A 19,354-nucleotide genomic window follows, 5' to 3' on the forward strand; every position below is an offset into this window, starting at 1 on the left:
GGTCCGGGCGGGCCGCCGGTCTCCACCCTGCCACGGGCCCCTGCCTGCGGGCCCCTGCCGTCGCCCCCGTCTCGTCGCCCGGGCGCGCTACTGCCACGTAGACCGGCATCTACGTGGCAGTGGTGCGCCCAGGCGAAGGCGGAGCGAGGCGCAGGGCGGTCAGGCCTTCTTCACCGTGATGGTCCACTCCGCGGCGCCGCGCTTGGTGAAGTCCGTGACCTCGTGGCCGTTCTCCGCGGCCCAGCGGGGCAGGGAGTCGGTGGCCTGGGTGCAGTCGAAGTCGATGACGAGCTCGTCCCCGGAGGGGATCTGCCGCATCGCCTGGGTGGCCTCGACGAGCGGGAAGGGGCAGACCTGGCCGTCGGTCTCGAGCAGGTGCTTCGCCATGGTGGTGTCTCCTTGTGTTCTGCGGTCCCATGGTTGCGGGCCCAGCGGGGGTGTCAGGGGTGTGGATGGTGTCGCTCGTGCGGCGGCTCAGCCGATCGGCGTGAGCTTCACCGGACGCGGGGCGTCGTCGAGGGTGCTGTCCGAGCCGAGGACCGCGCCGGCGTCCGCCGCGGCGCCCTCGGCGGAGGTGAGGCCGGCGCCGGAGCCGCCGACCGGCGTCGTGCCCTTGCCCTTGTGGTTCAGAATGAAGATCTTGGCGGCCAGGCCGGTGCCGAGCACCATGAACACCAGCGCGGTCCAGCCCTGGAAGCTGAAGGTGGCGGTGTCGACCATCGCGTTGCCGATGGTGCAGCCGCCGGCCCACGCGGCGCCCCAGCCCATGCCGACGCCGCCGACGATCGAGCGGACGGTGGTGCGAGCGTCGGGGACGCGGATGCGGAACTCCCCGGAGGCCTTCGCCGCGACGAACGAGCCGATCAGCAGGCCCGTGACCATGAGCACGCCCCAGTCCACGAGCGCCATGTCCCCGGTGCCCAGGAACGCGCCGATGTTCGCGGACGGGCCGGTGATGCCCAGGCCGGACTCGCGGCCGGTGGCCCAGGACAGCGGCCACGCGGCGATCGCGAGGACGCCGATGATCGCGGCCGTGACGAACGGGTGCCACGCCTTCTCGGTGAGCACATGCGCCAGACCCGTCTTCGAGGCGGGCAGACGGAAGCGCGTCATGGCCGCCTCGCGGCGCAGGTGATGACGCACGGCCAGGCCGACGCCGGCCACGAGCAGCGCCACGAACACCCACGGGGAGAGCCCGGTCAGCTGCTGGAACGAGCCGGTCTGCGTCTCCACCGAGCGCACCGCCTCCGTGGTGCCGGCCAGCGGGCCCTTGCGGAACGCCGTCGCCCCCACGATGTAGAAGATCAGCGCGAACCAGGAGCCCACGAGGCCCTCGCCGGCGCGGTAGTACGTGCCGGTGGCGCAGCCGCCGGCGAGGACGATCGAGAAGCCGAAGATCAGGCCGCCGATGATCGTGCCGAGCCACGGGAACGTGTCCGGGGCCAGGGAGATGACCCCGAGCGCGTCCAGGGCGAACACGCCCACGGACTGGATCGCCACGATCACCATGAACGCGGTGAACCAGCGGGTGGAGCGGATGGTGAACAGGTCACGGAAGGCGCCCGTGACGCAGAAGCGCCCGCGCTGGAACACGAAGCCCAGGACGAGGCCGAGGAGCAGGCCGGTGAGGATCATGGGACCGCGTGCGGCCCGGCGGAGCGAGCCCACGCGCAACCCGGGGCAACGCGAGGACATGCGGGGCAACACGGGGCGGTCGGTCGTGTGGGGGAGGACCATCCCTGGCCCCGGGGGCGGGGTCTGGGTCCCCGGGGCGCACTACCACCACGTAGACCCGCATCTACGTGGTGGTAGTGCGCCCGGGCCGGAGCACAATGGGCCGCATGACCCCGCCCGAGCCCACGACGCCGCCCCCCGCCGTCCCCGCCTTCGCCCCCGTCCTGCACCACCGCACGGAGCACCTGACGCCCGGCGAGCCGATCGCCGCGCCCATGGTCAGCGCGAGCACGTTCGCGGTCCCCGGGGATCCGACGACGTCGGGCGCGGCCTACCAGTACGCGCGCTGGGACCAGCCCACGTGGACCGTCCTGGAGCAGTCCCTCGCCGCGCTCGAGGGCGCCCCCACGCTCGCGTTCCCCTCCGGCATGGGCGCCATCGCCGCGGTCCTGATGCCCCTGCTCTCCGCCGGCGACCGCGTCCTCCTGCCCTCCGACGGCTACGGCGCCGTCCGCCAGCTCGCCGACGCGTTCCTCACCCCCCGCGGGGTCCAGGTCGAGTACGTCCCGACGTCGGAGGTCGCCTTCCGCGACCTCGCCGGCGTCCGCCTGGTCCACCTCGAGACCCCCTCGAACCCGGGGCTGCGCGTGTGCGACGTCGCCGCCGTGGCCGAGCGGGCGCACGCGGCGGGGGCGCTCGTCGTCGTGGACAACACCACTCTCACCGCGCTGGGTCAGCGGCCGCTCGAGTTGGGCGCGGACGTCGTCGTCAGCTCGGACACCAAGGCCGTCAACGGGCACTCGGACGCCCTCGGCGGGCACGTCTCCACGCGGGATGAGGCCGTCCTGGAGCGCGTGCGGCAGTGGCGGACCCTGGTGGGCGGGATTCCCGGCGCGCACGAGGCGTGGCTCATCCACCGCGGCCTGGAGACCCTCGAGGTGCGCCTGTCCCGCATGTGCACCTCGGCGCAGGCGCTCGCGGAGCTGTTCGCGTCCCACCCCGCGGTGGAGTCCGTCGCGTACCCGGGGCTACCGGACCACCCGGACCGCGACGTCGTCGCGCACCAGATGCGCCTCGGCGGCCCGCTCGTGGCCGTCACCTTCGCCGACGAGGCCACGGCCGAGCGGTTCATCGCGGACATGCGCTGGATGGTGCCCGCGACGAGCTTCGGCGGCACCCACACCTCGGCGGAGCGGCGCGCCCGTTGGGGCGACGACGTCACGCCCGGCTTCGTGCGCGTGGCGGTGGGCTGCGAGCCGACCGAGGAGCTGCTCACCGAGGCGCGGCGGGTGCTGGACGCGCTCGCGGCCTGAGGCCGGCCCCCCACCCCGCGCCACCTCGCCTCCCACGAATCGACTGCACTTCTGACCCTTCTCAGCCCCGGATCGAGCTCCAGAAGGGTCAGAAGAGCAGTCGATTCGTGGGGAGGTGGGAGCCGGGGGAAGGAGCGGGCGGGGAATGAGGCGTCATGGCCGCGGCGGGAACATGACCCCGACGCCGGCCCGCGCCAGCAGCGCGTCCGCCACCCGGAGCAGAGCCGCGACGGCCACGAAGAACACCAGGATCGCTGCGATATAGACCGCCACCCCGCCGTAGCCCAGCCGTGGCACGTCGAGGATCGTGTACGGGTACCAGTCGATCCACGGCCCGCGCAGCAGCGTGAACGCGAGCCAGGCCAGCGGGATGACCGTGGACAGCCCCACCACCCGCCACGTGATCTGTCGCCGCGGCCCGAACACGGCCCACAGGATCGGCGTGAGGATCGGCGTCACGATGTGCTGGACCGTGTCGTTGAGCTCCTCGACGGCGGTCTCCGGCGCGGCGTCCCGCAGCAGCAGGTTGAACACCACTCCCGTGATCACGATGCACGCCACGCCGGTGACCCGCAACACCCGGAACAGCGTGGACGGGCGGTCCAGGCGCACCGCCAGCAGCAGCGACGTGATCCCCACCAGGAAGTTCGAGAGGAACGTGAAGTAGGTCGGCTGGTTGAGCATGTGCTCCCAGCCGGCGTGGAGGACACCGGAGTAGCCGGCGCCCGCAGGCACCGTTGAGGTCTTCCACGAGCCGATCCACAGGGAGAGGAGGTTGCCGCCGAGGGACAGCGCCGCCGCCACGGAGAAGGCGAGACGCGCCGCCGTCGTGAACGGGGAGCGGGTGCGCGGGGCGGGGGCCGGTGTGTGCCGCATGCGCCCATCCTCCCCCACGCGGATCGACTGCACTTCCGACCGTTCTCAGACCCCGATCCGGCCTCAGAAGGGTCAGAACTGCAGTGGATTCGCCGAGGGGGGCGGCGGCCGGCCCGACGGCGGGCCCTCGCCGGACCCCGACCGCGGCTTCTACGCTTGGAGGCGCCGGCGCGGCCCTCGCCCGTCGGCCGAACGAGACCAGGAGGAACCATGGCGTCCCAGGACACCCACACCACCACCACCGACCAGCTGACCCTGCAGGACCCGGTGACGCGCTACCCGGCCATCACCCCGCCGGAGCAGTCGCTGCCCGGCACCGGCCTGGACGCGGAGATGACCCCGAAGGCGGACCTCGGCGAGCACTCCTACCGCGGCACCGGCCGGCTCGAGGGTCGCAAGGCGCTCATCACCGGCGGCGACTCCGGCATCGGCGCGGCCACCGCCATCGCCTTCGCGCGCGAGGGCGCCGACGTGGTCATCACCGGCCTGCCGGAGGAGGAGAAGGACGCCCAGCACGTCAAGGAGGTCGTCGAGGCGGAGGGCCGCACGTGCGCCGTGATCCTCGGCGACCTGCGGGACAAGCAGTTCTGCAAGGACCTCGTGGCCCAGGCGGTCGAGGCCCTCGGCGGCCTGGACATCCTCGTCAACAACGGCGGCAAGCAGGTAGCCCAGGAGTCCATCGAGGACATCGACGACGAGCAGCTCGAGGCGACCTTCGACGTCAACATCCTCGCCCAGTTCCGCCTGGTCAAGGCGGCGCTGCCGCACCTGAAGCCGGGCGCCTCGATCATCAACACGACCTCCGTGGTGACCTACCACGCCCCCGAGGTCCTGGTGGACTACTCCGCCACGAAGGCCGCCATCAACACGTTCACCAAGTCCCTCGCCCAGCAGCTGGCGCCGAAGGGCATCCGGGTGAACGCCGTGGCGCCCGGCCCCATCTGGACGCCGCTGCAGCCCTCGGGCGGCCAGCAGCCCGAGGACCTGCCGGAGTTCGGCAAGGCCACCCCGCTGGGCCGCGCCGGCCAGCCGACCGAGCTCGCCCCGGCCTACGTGTTCCTGGCCTCCCCGGAGTCCTCGTACGTGGTGGGCGCGACCATCCCGGTGACCGGGGGCATGCCGACCCCGTGACGCCCCTCGCCCCGGACGTCCCCGCCCGCGCGTCGCCGGCCTCCGCCGGCGACGCGCGGCGCGTGGACGTCCTGGTCGTCGGCGGGGGACAGGCCGGCCTCGCGGCCGGCTACCACCTGCACCGCCTGGCCCGGGACGCCGCGCGCGGCCGGGGCGGGACGGCCCCGAGCGTCGCGATCCTCGACGCAGCCGAGGCCCCGGGCGGGTCCTGGCGCCACTACTGGGACTCGCTCGCCCTGTTCTCCCCGGCGGAGACCAGCTCGCTGCCGGGCTGGCGGATGCCGGCGTGGCCCGGGCCCGGCACCCCGTCCGCGGACCACGTGGTGGCCTACCTGACCGAGTACGAGCGCCGCTACGAGCTGCCCGTGCACCGGCCCGTCACCGTCCTGGAGGTGGCGGACGCCCCGGATGGCGGCTTCGCCGTGCGCACGGACCGCGGCGACTGGCACGCCCGCGCCGTGATCTCCGCGACCGGCACGTGGTCCCGCCCCTTCCGGCCGCACCTGCCCGGCGTGGGGGAGTTCGCCGGTCGGCTCCTGCACACCGTGGACTACCGCCGCGCGGAGGACTTCACGGGGCAGCGGGTGCTGGTGGTGGGCGGCGGCAACTCCGGCGCGCAGATCGCCGCGGACCTCACGCGGACGGCCCGCTCCCTCGTCTGGGCCACGCGCCGACCGCCCCGGTGGATGCCCGACGACGTCGACGGCGCCGCGCTCTTCCGCGCCGCCACCGCGCGGGTCCGGTCCCTGGCCGGAGGTCCCGAGGCGGAGGGCGTCGGGGCGCTCGGGGACATCGTGGTCCTGCCGCCGGTGCGCCGCGCCCGTGACGCCGGCCTGCTCGAGGCCCGCCCGATGCCCGAGCGGCTGACCGCGGACGGCGCCGTGTGGGCGGACGGCACGCACGAGCCCCTCGATGCCGTGGTCTGGTGCACCGGGTTCCGCCCCGCGCTCGGCCACCTGCGCCCGCTCGGCCTCACCCGGCATGGGGACGTCCCCGCCACGGCCGACGCGCCGCCGACCGCGTCCGCGGACCGGCCCGGGCTCTTCCTGCTCGGCTACGGCGACTGGTGCGGCCCGGCGTCGGCCACCCTCGTGGGGGTCGGCGGACCCGCCCGCGCCACCGTGGCGGCCGCGACCGAGCACCTGCGCGCGGCCACCTGAGCCGAGGCATCCGTTCACGTCGCCCACCCCTCGACGCGCGATCCAGCGCGCCCCTATCCTGGCGGACCAGGCGTCGGAGCGCGGCCTGAGCCCCCGGCCGGCCGCGCCCCCTCCCGCGATCCCGCGGCGCCGCCCCGCCCGATGCTCCCCGACCCCCTGGAGTCCGTTCCCCATGATCCGGTTCGAGCACGTGGGCAAGACGTTCCCGGACGGCACCTGCGCCGTCGAGGACTTCAGCCTCGAGGTCCCGTCCCACACCACCACCGTCCTGCTGGGCTCCTCGGGCTGCGGCAAGACCACGCTCATGCAGATGGTCAACCGGATGGTGGACCCCACGGCCGGCCGCGTCCTGATCGACGACGACGACGTCGCCTCCCTGGATCCCGTGAAGCTGCGCCGCCGGATCGGCTACGTCATGCAGAACGCCGGCCTGCTGCCGCACCGCACCGTGCTGGACAACGTCCTCACCGTGCCGCGCCTGACCGGCCGCGCCTCCGCCGCGGATCGGGCCCGCGCGCAGGAGCTGCTCGAGCTCGTGGGCCTGTCCCCGGCGCTGGCCAAGCGCTACCCCGCGCAGCTCTCCGGCGGCCAGCGCCAGCGCGTGGGCGTGGCCCGCGCCCTCGCGCCGGATCCCGACGTGCTGCTCATGGACGAGCCGTTCAGCGCCGTCGACCCGGTGGTCCGCTCCGAGCTGCAGGCCGAGATGCTCCGCATCCAGCGCGAGCTCGCCAAGACCGTCCTGTTCGTCACGCACGACGTGGACGAGGCCGTCCTCCTCGGCGACGAGGTCCTCGTGCTGCGCGAGGGCGCCCGGATCGCGCAGCAGGGCCCGGGGGAGGAGATCCTCCTGCACCCGGCCTCGGACTTCGTGCGCTCCTTCGTGGGCGGGGACCGCCGCCGCCTGCACGTGGAGGAACGGGCCGGCACCCCCACCGTGGTGGACGCCGCCGGGCGCGTGGCCGGGACGCTGGAGGCCCGATGACCTGGATCTCCACCAACCTCGACTACATCCTGTCCCTCGCCTGGCAGCACACCCTGATCGCGGCGCCCGCCGTCCTGCTGAGCCTGCTGGTCTCCGTGCCCGTCGCCCGCCTGGCCAACGCCACCGGCTGGGGCCGGAAGCTGATCGTGGGCGGCTCCTCCCTGCTCTATGCCATCCCGTCACTGGCGGTGTTCGTGATCCTGCCGGGTCTGATCGGCACCCGGATCCTGGACCCCGTGAACGTAGTCGTCGCGCTCACCCTCTACGGCGCGGCCCTGCTGGTGCGCAGCGCCTCCGAGGCGTTCGACGCCGTCGACGACGAGCTGCTCACCGCCGCCACCGCCCAGGGCCACAGCGCGTGGCAGCGGTTCTGGCGCGTGGAGCTGCCCCTGGCCGGCGAGTCGATCCTGGCCGGCACCCGCGTGGTCTCCGCGTCCACGATCTCGCTGGTGTCCGTGGGCGCGCTGATCGGCGTGCAGTCCCTGGGCACGCTCTTCACCGAGGGCTACTCCCGCAGCTTCCTCACGGAGATCGCCGTGGGGATCGTGGGCACGGTGATCCTGGCCGTGGTCTTCGACGTGGTCCTCCAGGTGGCCGCCGCCGTGCTCATGCCGTGGACCCGCAGCCAGGACGGCCCCCGCCGGGGTCGCCGCCCCGCCGCCCCGGACGCGGCCCGCACCGGCACCGCCTCCACCGACGACGCCGGCCTCGCCCCGGACGCGCCCGTCACCACCGCGGGGGGCACCCGATGATCGCCTCCCTGATCGCGTGGTTCTCCGACCCGGTCCGCTGGTCCGGCCCCGGCGGCGTGCCCGCCCGCGTCCTCGAGCACCTGGGCTACTCGGCCCTGGCGCTCGTGATCGCCGCGCTGATCGCGGTGCCCGTGGGCGTGTGGATCGGGCACACCGGGAAGGGGCGGCGCGTCGTCGTCGGCCTCTCCAGCGCGCTGCGCGCCCTGCCCACCCTCGGCCTGCTGACGTTCCTGGCGATCGTCCTGCAGATCGGCCTGCGGCAGGCCGTGATCCCCACCGTGATCGTGCTGGTGGTGCTGGCGATCCCGCCGCTGCTGGCCGGCACGTACGCCGGGCTGCAGGCCGTGCCCCGCGAGGTGGTGCACGCCGCCCGGGCCAACGGCCACTCCACGGGCCAGCTGATCGGCCAGGTCGAGCTCCCGCTCGCCCTGCCGATGGTGGTCGGCGGCCTGCGCTCGGCCACGCTGCAGGTGCTGGCCACCACGTCGGTGGCCGCCTACCTGGGCCTCGGCGGCCTCGGCCGGTACCTGTTCGACGCGCTCGCGGTGCAGGACTACACCACCATGCTCGCGGGCGCCCTCCTGATCGCCGTCCTGGCCCTGGCCGTGGACGGCCTGCTCCTCCTGCTCCAACGACTCCTCACCCCCACCGGCCTGCGCGCGTCCCGCGCCCGGGCCTGACCCGAAAGGACCCCGTCATGGCGTCTTCCCCGTCCCGCCCCGGCTCCCTCCCCGCCCGCCTCTCCGACGCCGTCACCCCCCGCCGCCGGGCCGTGCTCGGCATGCTCGCCGCCGCCCCGCTGCTGGCCGCGTGCGGCGGCGACCCCCTCTCCGCCGCCTCCTCGAGCCCGGCCGCGCAGGCAGACGCGTCCTCCGGCGGGGCCGGCGACGTGATCCGCGTGGGCTCGGCCAACTTCGCCGAGTCCGAGATCCTCGGCGAGCTCTACGCCCAGGCTCTCGAGGCCGAGGGCCTGCAGGTGGAGCGCAAGATGCAGATCGGCGCGCGCGAGGTGTACATCGCGGCACTGCAGGACGGCTCGGTGGACGTGGTCCCCGAGTACACCGGCAACCTGCTGGGCTACTTCGACAAGGAGGCGACGGCGTCGTCCTCCGAGGAGGTGGCCGCCGCCCTCGAGGGCGCGCTGCCCCAGGGCCTCACGGCGCTCACCCCCGCCGCGGCGGAGAACAAGGACTCCTACAACGTCACCGCCGGCTTCTCGAAGGAGCACGGCATCACCTCGCTCGAGGACCTCGCCGGGTACGAGGGCACGCTGCGGATCGGCGGCCTGCCGGAACTGGCGGGCCGGGACTACGGCGCCGGCCTGTCCGGGCTCACCGAGATCTACGGCGTCCCGCAGGAGAAGATGGCGTTCACCCCCATCAGCGACGCCGGCGGCCCCCTCACGGTGCGCGCCCTCACCGACGGGGACGTGGACGTGGCGAACATCTTCTCCACGACGCCGGCGATCCAGGAGAACGGGTTCGTCACCCTCGAGGACCCGAAGGGCATGATCACGGCGCAGAACGTGGTGCCGCTGATGTCCACGGCGAAGGTCTCGGACCGCGTGCGCACCGCTCTGGACGCCGTGCAGAAGGAGCTGACCACGGACGACCTGCTGGCCATGAACGCCGCCACCATGGGCGAGGAGAAGAAGCAGCCGCGGCAGGTGGCCGCCGACTGGCTGCGGCAGAAGGGCCTCGTCTGACCCGGGAGACCGGCTGAGGGGCGTCCCCGTCCGAGGAGCGTCGGCGGGACCTGCCGTCGCGGGCCGCGCTGTGCCAGCGTGGGAGGCCGATGCGGCGCACGCCGCAGGACGAAGGAGGACGGCATGACCGGACCCATCCGTCTGGACCTGGCCCCGGGACGACACGCGGCCGATCGGGAGGGCCCCGTGCTGGCCCTGCGCAAGACCGGCTTCGCGGACGACGACGACGCCGTCCGCTGGGTGGACAGCCTCACCCCGCTCGGGGCGCGCCGCCCGCGGGGCCTGGCCCTGCGGTGCCGGATCCGTCAGGCTCGGCCCGCGCTCGCGCACGATGCGGCGGCACACCTGCAGCGGCTGGCCGAGGGGGCCGAGGCCGCCGAGGACTGAGGGCTCAGCCGGCCGCGGGGGAGAGCGGTCTGGGCGGCCTCGGCCGCGGGCATTCCACCTGGCGGCAGATCACCCTCAAGAAGCGGAACGCCTCCCGGGTGGTGTGGACGATCTGATCTGACTGCGGCGGGTCTCGATCAGGACGTCCACCTGGCGGCGACGTTCCAGCGCTTCGTCTCCGGTCCGTCGCCGCCGCGGCCTCCGCCCTGGTCAGCCGCGGGCGGGAGGTCTAGCGTCATCGCCTGGCACACAGCGTCGTGGCCTCCCCTTTCGTGGCCTCGGCGCGCCCTCGACCGGGCCGACCGTCGTGGATCCCGCACCCCGGGCCTCCACGGGGCGCGACCCGGTGAGCAGACCCGCTCGATCCGTCCACGAAGGAAGACAATCCGCGATGACCTCCGCATCGTCCCCGCTGGCCAACGCCCTGGCCCAGCTCGAGAGGGCCGTTGAGACCCTCGGCTACGACGAGGGCACCCACCAGCTCCTGGCCAACCCGCGCCGCGAACTGTCCGTGAGCATCCCGCTGCGGCGTGACTCCGGCGAGGTGGAGGTGTTCCACGGCTACCGCGTGCAGCACAACTTCTCCCGCGGCCCCGCCAAGGGCGGCGTCCGCTTCGCCCCGTCCGTGGACCTGGACGAGGTGCGCGCCCTGGCCATGTGGATGACCTGGAAGTGCGCCCTCGTGGACGTGCCCTACGGCGGCGCCAAGGGTGGCGTGACCATCGACCCGCGCAACTACTCGCAGGCCGAGCTGGAGCGCGTCACCCGCCGCTACACCACCGAGATCCTGCCGATCATCGGCCCCGAGAAGGACATCCCGGCCCCGGACGTGGGCACGGACGAGAAGACCATGGCGTGGATGATGGACACGTACTCCGTGGCCATGGGCCACACCGTGCAGGGCGTCGTCACCGGCAAGCCCGTCTCCCTCGGCGGCTCCCTGGGCCGCGCCGAGGCCACCTCCCGCGGCGTGGTGCACATCGCGCTCGCCGCGCTCAAGCACAGGGGCATCGCCCCGACGAACGCCACCGCGTCCGTGCAGGGCTTCGGCAAGGTCGGCGCCGGCACCGTGAAGTTCCTGGCCGACGCCGGCGTGAAGGTCCTGGCCGTGTCCGACCAGTACGGCGCCGTCCGCCGTGCCGAGGGCCTGGACTACGCCGCCCTCGCCGCCCACGTGGCCGAGACCGGCTCCGTCGTCGACTGCCCCGGCACCGAGGCCATGGACCCCGCGGAGCTGCTCACCATGGACGTCGACGTCCTGGTGCCCGCCGCCGTCGAGGGCGTCCTTACCGAGGACAACGCGGCCGACGTGAAGGCGATGATCGTGGTGGAGGGCGCCAACGGCCCCACCACCGGTGAGGCCGACGCGATCCTCAACGAGAAGGGCGTGCTCGTCGCACCGGACATCCTCGCCAACGCCGGCGGCGTGATCGTGTCCTACTTCGAGTGGGCGCAGGCCAACCAGGCCTACCGCTGGACCCTCCAGGAGGTCAACGACCGCCTCGCCGAGCGCATGCGCACCGCGTGGGACGGCGTCCTGGCCGCCAGCCAGAAGCACGGCGTGAGCCTGCGCGAGGCCGCCACCGTCACCGCGGTGAAGCGCGTCCGGGACGCCCACGAGATCCGCGGCCTCTACCCGTGATCCGACGCCGGCCCGCCTGAGCCCCCCGGATGCACCACTGCCCCGCATCCTCACGGATGCGGGGCAGTGGTGTCTCCGGTCAGCGCACGGTCTCGTCCGCCACGCCCTCGAGGCCGAGGCGCTCGGCGACGTAGTCCACGTCCTTGTCCCCGCGGCCGGAGAGGTTCACGAGGATCCGCGCGTCCGCGGGCAGGGTCGGGGCCAGGCGCATCGCGTGGGCCACGGCGTGGGCGGACTCGAGCGCCGGCACGATGCCCTCGAGGCGGGTGAGGCGCTGGAACGCGTCCAGCACTGCGTCGTCGTCCTCCGCCACGTACTCCACCCGCCCGATCGACTGGAAGTGCGCGTGCTGCGGCCCGACCCCCGGGTAGTCGAGGCCGGAGGCGATGGAGTGCACCGGGGCGGCGGCGCCGTCGTCGTCCTGGATGACCAGCGTGGCCATGCCGTGCAGCGTCCCCGCGGTGCCGTGGGTCATGGTCATCGCGTGCTCGCCGCGGGCGGCGGAGCGCCCGCCCGGCTCGACCCCGATCAGCCGGACGTCGGCGTCGTCGAGGTAGGCGGTGAACGCGCCCATCGCGTTGGATCCGCCGCCCACGCACGCCACCACGGCGGCGGGCAGAGCGCCGAACCGCTCGAGCAGCTGGGCGCGGGACTCGCGGCCCACCACGGTCTGGAAGTCGCGGACGATCGTGGGGAACGGGTGCGGACCCACCACGGAGCCGATCGCGAACAGGTAGTCCTGCGGCCGCTGCGCGTACACGTCGAAGGCCGAGTCCACGGCCTCCTTGAGTGAGCGCCCCTCCCTGTCCACGGAGACGACCTTCGCGCCGAGCAGGCGCATCCGCACCACGTTGGGGTGCTGCTTGGCGATGTCGATCGCGCCCATGTGGATCTCGCAGTCCAGGCCGGTCATGGCCGCCGCGGTGGCCAGGGCCACGCCATGCTGGCCGGCGCCCGTCTCCGCGATCAGGCTGCGCTTGCCCATGCGCTTCGCGAGCAGCGCCTCGCCGATGCAGTGGTTGATCTTGTGCGAGCCCGTGTGGTTGAGGTCCTCGCGCTTGAGCAGGATCTGCGCACCGCCGAGCTCCGCGGACAGCCGCCGGGCCTCGGTCACGGGGGAGGGGCGGCCGACGACGTCGCGCAGCAGGCGTCGGTACTCGGCGTAGAACTCCGGGTCGTTCCGGGCGTCGGCGTACGCCTGGGCGACCTCGGCCATCGGCCCCTGCAGGTGCGGGGGCAGGTGGGCGCCGCCGAACTCGCCGAAGGTTCCGTCCGGACTCACGTCCAGGTCAGGCGTCGAGACGAGGGCGGCGGCCTCTGCGAGGGTGCGCGGCTCGGCGGTCGAGGACTTCGGGCGATGCGTCATGCGGGTGCCTCCTGGGGGCGGATCCGAGGGATGCGGACGGCCCGCCCCCGGAGGGGACGGGCCGTCCCGGACGGGAGTCGGCTCAGGCGTCCACGACCACCACGGTCACGAGCGGGGCGCGGCGGTAGGCCCGGTCGAGGTGACGGTGCACGGCGTCGCCGATGACCTTCTCGAGCTTCTCGATGTCGTCGATGTCCTGGACCTTCGAGCCGGCCAGCGCGGCCTTGACCTTCTCCGCGGCGCCCTTGAACACGGACGCGTCCTGGATGAAGCCCTTGGTCATGAACTCCAGCGGCTCGGCCAGCTGGTTGGTGTCCGGGTCCACGATGGCGACCACGGTGACCAGACCGCCCTCCTGCATGGAGCGGCGCTCCTCGAGGGTGCTCTCGGTGACCTTGCCGACCGTGTCCCCGTCCACGTAGACGAGCCCGGCCTCGACCTTGCCGGCCACGGACACCTCGCCGTCCACCAGGTCGACGACGTCGCCGTCCTTGACGATGACGACCTTGTCCTCCGGGACGCCGGTCCTGCGGGCCAGCTCGCCGTTGGCGTGCAGGTGCGCGGCCTCGCCGTGCACGGGCATCACGTGGGTGGGCCGGACGATGTTGTAGCAGTACACCAGCTCGCCCGCGGAGGCGTGGCCGGAGACGTGCACCTTGGCGTTGCCCTTGTGCACCACCTTCACGCCCATGTCCGTGAACTTGTTGATGATGCCGGTGATCGAGGTCTCGTTGCCGGGCACCACGGAGGAGGCCAGCAGCACCGTGTCGCCGCGGTTGAGCTTGATCTGGTGGGTCTTGTTGGCCATGCGGCCCAGCGCGGCCATCGGCTCGCCCTGGGAGCCGGTGGAGATCAGGGCGATCTTGTCGTCCGGCATGTCCTGCAGCTTCTTGAAGTCCACCACGAGGCCCTGGGGGATCTTCAGGTAGCCCAGGTCCCCGGCGATGCCCATGTTCCGCACCATGGACCGGCCCACGAAGGCGACCTTGCGGCCCGAGGCCTGGGCGGCGTCGAGCACCTGCTGGATGCGGTGCACGTGGGAGGCGAAGGAGGACACGATGATCCGCTTCGGCGCCGTGCGGAACACGTGGTCGATGGCGGGGGTCAGGTCCCGCTCGGACACGGTGAAGCCCGGGACCTCCGCGTTGGTGGAGTCCGTGAGGAACAGGTCCACGCCCTCCTCGCCCAGACGGGCGAAGTGGCGCAGGTCCGTGATGCGGTCGTCCAGCGGGAACTGGTCCATCTTGAAGTCGCCGGTGTGCAGCACGAGGCCGGCGTCCGTGCGGATGGCCACGGCCAGCGCGTCCGGGATGGAGTGGTTCACGGCCACGAACTCGAGCTCGAACGGCCCGAAGTGGCGCTTGTCCTCGGCGACCACCAGGTGGGTCTTCGGGGCGATCTTGTGCTCCTGGAGCTTGGCCTCGATGAAGGCCAGCGTGAGCTCGGAGCCGATCAGGGGGATGTCCGGGCGCTCCTTGAGCAGGTACGGGACACCGCCGATGTGGTCCTCGTGGCCGTGCGTCAGCACGATGCCCACGATGTCCTTGAGGCGGTCCCGGATGGAGGTGAAGTCCGGCAGGATCACGTCGATGCCGGGCTGGTGGTCCTCGGGGAACAGCACGCCGCAGTCGACCACCAGGAGCTTGCCCTGGTGCTCGAACACGGTCATGTTGCGGCCGATCTCGCCGAGGCCGCCGAGCGGCGTGACGCGCAGGCCGCCCTTGGCCAGGGGGGCCGGGGCGGCGTTGGCGCGGGGCTTGCGGCCGCCGCCGGAGCCCCCGCGGCGGCGGGAGGAGGAGTTGCGCGAGGAGGAGTTGCGGGAGGAACGGGTCAAGTCAGCGTGCTTTCGTCGGTCGGGCAGGGAGGGGCACGGACTCGGTCTCGAGGCGTGCGGGGCCCCGTCCTGGACACGCGGCCGTCGAGGGCGCGGGCGGGGAACGGGTGAAGTCTTCGTCTAGACTACGGGGTTTTCTCCGCGTGCGCGGTCGCGGGTCACCGCGCCCGGCGACGACGTCGGCGCAGGCCGACGGGGAGCTGCGGGGTGGAGGCGACCACCATGGCCACCAGCGCCCCCAGCGTGCCGGCCACCGTCAGCCCGGTGACGTGCGTGCCCGGGGCGGGCGCGACGGCGTCGAGCAGGAGCGAGCCCAGGAGCTGGCCGCCCACCATGCCCAGGGTGGTCAGGAACGCGCCGACCCGCGGCACCAGGAACGCCGCCAGACCGATGAACACGCAGCCCAGCGGCCCGCTCAGGTACATCCACCACGCGCCCGGCGGCGGAGCCAGGCCCCCGGAGGCCGCGGCGGTGACCCCGGTGAGCACGGCGAGCAGGGCCGTGCCGGCCACGAAGTTCAGGAGCGTGGCCGGGATCGGGTTGCCGTAGTGGGCGGTCTGCTGGCCGTTCAGCACCTGCTGGACGCTGGTGCCCGCACCCGCGAGCAGGGGCACGAGGGCCAGCAGCAGCCATGCGCCCGGGCTGCCTGTGCTCTGCAGGCTCGGCCACACCACGGTCACGACGGCGACGAAGGCGAGGACCGCACCGATCAGGCGCCGCGGACTGATGCGCTGCACCCCGGCCGGGGTCCACCCGAGGCGGTCCAGCGTCATGCCGCCCAGCATCTGCCCCGTCACCACGGCCACGGTGAACACGGCCACGCCGATCACCGGGATGGTCAGGGCCTGGCTGAACACGAACACCGCGCCGATCATGCCGGCGAGCATCTGCCACCAGCGGACGTGCCCCGCCCGCACGGCCGCCGGGATCCGCGCCACCGAGCGGCGCCCCGCCGGCAGCAGCAGCCACACCAGCGTCATGAGCGCCAGACCGGAGGAGAAGGAGATCAGGGCGGCGTGCACCGGCGATCCCAGCTGGAGGCTGACGGCCGAGTTGATCCGGCCCTGCAGCGGGATCGCGACCCCGGCCACGAGCGCCAGGACCACCAGGAGGCCCGTGCCCGCCGGGGAGTGGGGCGATCCGGGAGGGGAGGGGAGGAGGGGGGAGGTCACCTGAGCCAGTATGGCGCGGCTGGCCGAGCCCCTCGCCCGTCGGGGAGACTGACCGGCAAGGGACGGCCCGCGCCGTCCGTCCACCCGTGCCTGAGGAGGCCCCCCATGACCCGTGTCCTGTTCGTCGTCAGCGCCGCCGACGGGTGGACGCTCAAGGACGGCACCGTGCACCCCACCGGCTTCTGGGCCGAGGAGCTCGTGGTGCCGCACCAGACGTTCGTCGAGGCGGGCTGGGACGTGGACATCGCCACCCCGCGCGGCAAGGCGCCCACCGTGGACCGCCTCAGCCTGGGCGTGATGGGCGGCTCCCCGGCCAAGCGCGAGCAGCTGAAGGGGTACCTGGAGCGCCTGCGCCCATGGCTGGAGCGTCCGCTGGTGCTCGCGGACGTGGACCAGTCCCGCTACGACCTGGTGTTCTACCCCGGCGGCCACGGCCCCATGGAGGACCTCGCGCACGACCCGGTCTCGGGCGCGATCATCGCCCAGCGCCTGCTGGACGAGACCCCGCTGGCCCTGCTGTGCCACGCGCCCGCGGCGGTGTTCGCCGCCAAGCGCCATGACGGCACGATCGTGGCCGAGGGGCGCCGGATGACCGCGTTCTCCGACCTCGAGGAGAAGCTGAACCTCTTCGCGCGCAAGGCGAAGTGGACCGTGCAGGCGCAGCTGGAGCACGGCGGCGTGCGGTACGAGAAGGCCCGCTTCCCCATGCAGCCGCACGTGGTGGTGGACGGCGCCCTGTACACCGGCCAGAACCCGCAGTCCTCGGCCCCGCTGGCCGAGCGCCTGGTGCAGGACCTGAACGCGGCGGCCGGCGTCGCCCGCTGAGCCCGGCACCCCGGCCCGCCGGGCGGCGCCGGCGAGGCACCCCGCGCCTCAGGCCCGCTCGATCCGCTCCGCCAGCTCCGCGGTGCCGTGCTCGTCCAGCACGAGCCCGGGGTGCGGGCCCGCGGCGGCGAGCGCGTCCCGGTCCAGCGTCCGCAACCCCGGCCCGGCCGCCAGCACGGCGTTCCCCAGCTCGAGCCGGTCCAGCACGGACGCCGGTCCCAGCGTCCACGGGCCCGGGACGCCGGCCTCGGCGCAGGCCGCCTCGAGGGCCGTGAGCTGCGTGCCGAGGTGGGCGAGGCCGTCGTCGTCGCCGATGTTCACCAGCAGCGCCCCGCCCGGGGAGAGCAGCGCGAGCAGCTCGGCGTGGAAGGCCGCCCCGGTCAGGTGCGCCACGGCGCCGGAGTCCGTGTCGATGTCCAGCACGACGGCGTCCCACGCCCCCGCGCTCGACTCGCCCTCCAGCGGGTCCAGCAGGTCGTCGACGGCGGCCCGCGCGTCTCCGATCACGACCTGCACGTCCGCGTCCGCGGGCAGGGGAAGCTCGTCCAGGACCAGGCCCATGAGCTCGCGGTCCAGGTCCACGGCGGTCTGCGCCGAGCCGGGGCGGGTGGAGGCGACGTACCGCGGCAGCGTCAGCGCGCCGCCGCCCAGATGCAGCACCCGCAGGGGCGCGCCGGCCGGGGCGAGGAGATCGAGGACGTTCGCGATCCGGCGCAGGTACTCGTAGCGGACCTCCTGGGGACGGGCGAGGTCCACGTGGGACTGCGCGTGGCCGCCCACCTCGAGGACGTGCCCGTCGCCGTGGGGATCGGGCAGGATCCGCGCGTCGACCCCGGAGGCGGCCAGGTGGACGGTGCGCGGGGCGGGGGAGGGGACGTCGTCGTGGGCCATGGGGCCATTGTCCCGTCCCGACCCGTCCCGTCCCGTCCCGACCCACCCCCGCATCCCCGCGCCCCCTCGCCCTCGCGAATCCACTGCGCTTTTGACCCTTCTGAGCCGCGAAACCGGGTCCAGAAGGGTCAGAAGTGCAGTCGATTCGCTGAGGGGGTCACGGCAGGGCGAGCCGGCAGACCTTCTTCCACGCCGAGCTGACCTGCGTCAGCAGGGGCCCGGTGTTGTAGGGCAGCCCGTAGCGGCGGCACACGTCCTGCACCTGCACGGCCACCTCGGCGTACCGGTTGGACGGCAGGTCGGGGAACAGGTGGTGCTCGATCTGGTGGGAGAGATTGCCGGTCATGAAGTGCATGAGCGGGGAGCCGGAGATGTTCGCCGAGCCCAGCATCTGCCGCACGTACCAGTGCCCGCGGGTCTCGCCGGCGGCCATCTCCTCGGAGAACGTCTCCACGCCGTCGGGGAAGTGGCCGCAGAAGATCACCGCGTGCGCCCAGATGTTGCGCACGAAGTTGGCGGTGGTGGTGCCGGCCCACGCCGCCACGCCCGAGCCGGTCAGCGCCTGCGCCATGAGCGGCGTGGCCACGGTGTCCTTGGCCAGCTGACGGGCGGCCTTCACGCCCACGGAGCGCAGGTCGCGCCACAGGGCCTCCTTCGGCTTCTCACCGGACTGCACCTGGGCCAGCTCGAGGTCGTAGATGGCGATGCCCCACTCGAAGAACGGCGCCAGGATCCCGTTGATCACGGGGTTGAGCAGGTGGCGCGGCTCCCACGGCTCGGAGGGGTCCATGCGCAGGACGTTGTACCCGAGGTCGTGGTCCTTGCCGGACACGTTGGTCCAGCGGTGATGCGCGTCGTTGTGGGTGTTCTGCCACGCGCTGGAGGGGGTCACGAAGTCCCACTCCCACGTGGTGGAGTGGATGTCCGGGTCCCGCATCCAGTCCCACTGGCCGTGCAGGACGTTGTGGCCGATCTCCATGTTCTCGATGATCTTGCCCACCGTGAGCATGGTGGTCCCGGCCAGCCACGCCGCCGGGTGCTTCGCGTTGAGCAGGCACACGCGCCCGCCCACCTCGAGGCCGCGCTGCAGGCGGATGACGCGGCGGATGTAGGCCGCGTCCCGCGCCCCCCGCGTGGCCAGGACGGACTCCTGGATCGCGTCCAGCTCCCGGCCGATCTCCGCGATGTCCTCGTCGGTCAGATGCGCCGTGAGCGGGTGGCGGGCCACGGGTCCGCCCTCGGCCGCCAGGGCGTCGCTGCGCCGGGCGCTGCCCGCGGGCGCGGACGACGACGGCGCGGCCACCTGGGCGGTCGCGCTCGCCGGGCCCTCAGCGCGCTCCGTGCCGGGCGCGGTGCCGGCGTCGTCCGCGGCGGCCTCACCGGCGGCCGGGACGTCGTCGAGGGGGGCCCAGCTGGTGGTGTCCGCGACGTCGTCGGTCAGGACGTGGCGCAGCGGGCTGCGGACCGCGGTGCCCGGCAGCGTGGGGGTTGCGGAGGCGGCGGTGCCGATGCCCATCCGCAGGGGGCGGGCCTCGGCGGGCAGGTGTGGACGGTCCAGGGTCTGCGTCATGGTGACTCCTTCGTCGTGGGGTGGGTGGAGATCGTGGGGCGGCGCCGCGCGGCGTGGGGCCGACGCGCCGCGGC

At 73.5% G+C, this 19,354-nt stretch carries 18 protein-coding genes; 10 read left to right on the plus strand and 8 right to left on the minus strand.

The window, feature by feature from the left end; genetic code table 11:
* Nucleotides 1-159: 159 nt before the first annotated feature.
* Nucleotides 160-387, minus strand: coding sequence for a sulfurtransferase TusA family protein (locus BJ976_RS11910; protein WP_135030600.1), 228 nt, complete (start codon nucleotides 385-387; stop codon nucleotides 160-162).
* An 87-nt stretch (nucleotides 388-474) separates the two neighbouring features.
* The gene (locus tag BJ976_RS11300; protein WP_229667438.1) at nucleotides 475-1,635 is read right to left on the minus strand and encodes a YeeE/YedE family protein; all 1,161 of its coding nucleotides are present in this window, start codon (nucleotides 1,633-1,635) and stop codon (nucleotides 475-477) included.
* A gap of 206 nt (nucleotides 1,636-1,841) precedes the next feature.
* On the opposite strand from BJ976_RS11300, the gene BJ976_RS11305 reads away from it, so the two are divergent.
* A complete protein-coding gene (locus BJ976_RS11305) occupies nucleotides 1,842-2,987 on the plus strand; it encodes a cystathionine gamma-lyase (protein WP_135030599.1) in 1,146 nt (381 codons plus the stop codon).
* Between the two features lie 153 nt (nucleotides 2,988-3,140).
* Here the strand turns inward: BJ976_RS11305 and BJ976_RS11310 are convergent, their stop codons facing one another.
* Nucleotides 3,141-3,863, minus strand: a complete 723-nt coding sequence (locus BJ976_RS11310; RefSeq protein ID WP_135030598.1) for a Pr6Pr family membrane protein — start codon at nucleotides 3,861-3,863, stop codon at nucleotides 3,141-3,143.
* Nucleotides 3,864-4,073: 210 nt separating this feature from the next.
* On the opposite strand from BJ976_RS11310, the gene BJ976_RS11315 reads away from it, so the two are divergent.
* The 8 genes from BJ976_RS11315 (at nucleotide 4,074) to BJ976_RS11350 (ending at nucleotide 11,622) form a co-directional block, all read left to right on the plus strand.
* On the plus strand, nucleotides 4,074-4,994 hold the full coding sequence (locus BJ976_RS11315) for an SDR family oxidoreductase (protein WP_135030597.1): 921 nt from the start codon (nucleotides 4,074-4,076) through the stop codon (nucleotides 4,992-4,994).
* Nucleotides 4,991-6,154, plus strand: a complete 1,164-nt coding sequence (locus BJ976_RS11320; protein ID WP_376698718.1) for an ArsO family NAD(P)H-dependent flavin-containing monooxygenase — start codon at nucleotides 4,991-4,993, stop codon at nucleotides 6,152-6,154. Before BJ976_RS11315 ends, BJ976_RS11320 begins: the two co-directional genes overlap by 4 nt.
* Before the next feature lie 172 nt (nucleotides 6,155-6,326).
* Nucleotides 6,327-7,136 carry an ABC transporter ATP-binding protein gene (locus BJ976_RS11325; protein ID WP_135030596.1) on the plus strand — a complete coding sequence of 270 codons (810 nt, stop codon included), beginning with the start codon at nucleotides 6,327-6,329 and terminating at the stop codon, nucleotides 7,134-7,136.
* The gene (locus tag BJ976_RS11330) at nucleotides 7,133-7,888 is read left to right on the plus strand and encodes an ABC transporter permease (RefSeq protein WP_135030595.1); all 756 of its coding nucleotides are present in this window, start codon (nucleotides 7,133-7,135) and stop codon (nucleotides 7,886-7,888) included. The genes BJ976_RS11325 and BJ976_RS11330 overlap by 4 nt, the downstream gene beginning before the upstream one ends.
* Nucleotides 7,885-8,568, plus strand: a complete 684-nt coding sequence (locus BJ976_RS11335) for an ABC transporter permease (RefSeq protein ID WP_135030594.1) — start codon at nucleotides 7,885-7,887, stop codon at nucleotides 8,566-8,568. Before BJ976_RS11330 ends, BJ976_RS11335 begins: the two co-directional genes overlap by 4 nt.
* 17 nt (nucleotides 8,569-8,585) lie before the next feature.
* On the plus strand, nucleotides 8,586-9,593 hold the full coding sequence (locus BJ976_RS11340) for an ABC transporter substrate-binding protein (RefSeq protein ID WP_135030593.1): 1,008 nt from the start codon (nucleotides 8,586-8,588) through the stop codon (nucleotides 9,591-9,593).
* 123 nt (nucleotides 9,594-9,716) lie between these two features.
* Nucleotides 9,717-9,980 carry a hypothetical protein gene (locus tag BJ976_RS11345; RefSeq protein WP_135030592.1) on the plus strand — a complete coding sequence of 88 codons (264 nt, stop codon included), beginning with the start codon at nucleotides 9,717-9,719 and terminating at the stop codon, nucleotides 9,978-9,980.
* A 391-nt stretch (nucleotides 9,981-10,371) separates the two neighbouring features.
* Nucleotides 10,372-11,622 (plus strand): Glu/Leu/Phe/Val family dehydrogenase, encoded by a 1,251-nt coding sequence (locus tag BJ976_RS11350; protein WP_135030591.1) that lies wholly within the window; start codon nucleotides 10,372-10,374, stop codon nucleotides 11,620-11,622.
* A gap of 79 nt (nucleotides 11,623-11,701) precedes the next feature.
* On the opposite strand, the gene trpB is transcribed toward BJ976_RS11350, so the two are convergent.
* The 3 genes from trpB to BJ976_RS11365 form a co-directional block, all read right to left on the minus strand.
* Nucleotides 11,702-12,988 carry a tryptophan synthase subunit beta gene (gene trpB / locus BJ976_RS11355; protein ID WP_135030590.1) on the minus strand — a complete coding sequence of 429 codons (1,287 nt, stop codon included), beginning with the start codon at nucleotides 12,986-12,988 and terminating at the stop codon, nucleotides 11,702-11,704.
* Nucleotides 12,989-13,070: 82 nt separating this feature from the next.
* The gene (locus BJ976_RS11360) at nucleotides 13,071-14,657 is read right to left on the minus strand and encodes a ribonuclease J (protein ID WP_229667454.1); all 1,587 of its coding nucleotides are present in this window, start codon (nucleotides 14,655-14,657) and stop codon (nucleotides 13,071-13,073) included.
* Nucleotides 14,658-14,980: 323 nt separating this feature from the next.
* The gene (locus BJ976_RS11365) at nucleotides 14,981-15,994 is read right to left on the minus strand and encodes a DMT family transporter (protein WP_229667436.1); all 1,014 of its coding nucleotides are present in this window, start codon (nucleotides 15,992-15,994) and stop codon (nucleotides 14,981-14,983) included.
* 105 nt (nucleotides 15,995-16,099) lie between these two features.
* Between BJ976_RS11365 and BJ976_RS11370 the strand changes: the two genes are divergently transcribed.
* Complete coding sequence (locus BJ976_RS11370) at nucleotides 16,100-16,819, plus strand: type 1 glutamine amidotransferase domain-containing protein (RefSeq protein WP_135030589.1); 720 nt, start codon at nucleotides 16,100-16,102, stop codon at nucleotides 16,817-16,819.
* 48 nt (nucleotides 16,820-16,867) lie between these two features.
* Here the strand turns inward: BJ976_RS11370 and BJ976_RS11375 are convergent, their stop codons facing one another.
* On the minus strand, nucleotides 16,868-17,710 hold the full coding sequence (locus BJ976_RS11375) for a spermidine synthase (RefSeq protein WP_135030588.1): 843 nt from the start codon (nucleotides 17,708-17,710) through the stop codon (nucleotides 16,868-16,870).
* A gap of 157 nt (nucleotides 17,711-17,867) precedes the next feature.
* The gene (locus BJ976_RS11380; RefSeq protein ID WP_229667435.1) at nucleotides 17,868-19,280 is read right to left on the minus strand and encodes a fatty acid desaturase family protein; all 1,413 of its coding nucleotides are present in this window, start codon (nucleotides 19,278-19,280) and stop codon (nucleotides 17,868-17,870) included.
* Nucleotides 19,281-19,354: the final 74 nt, after the last annotated feature.

The organism is Micrococcus flavus, assembly GCF_014204815.1.
Classification (GTDB): Bacteria; Actinomycetota; Actinomycetes; order Actinomycetales; family Micrococcaceae; genus Micrococcus; species Micrococcus flavus.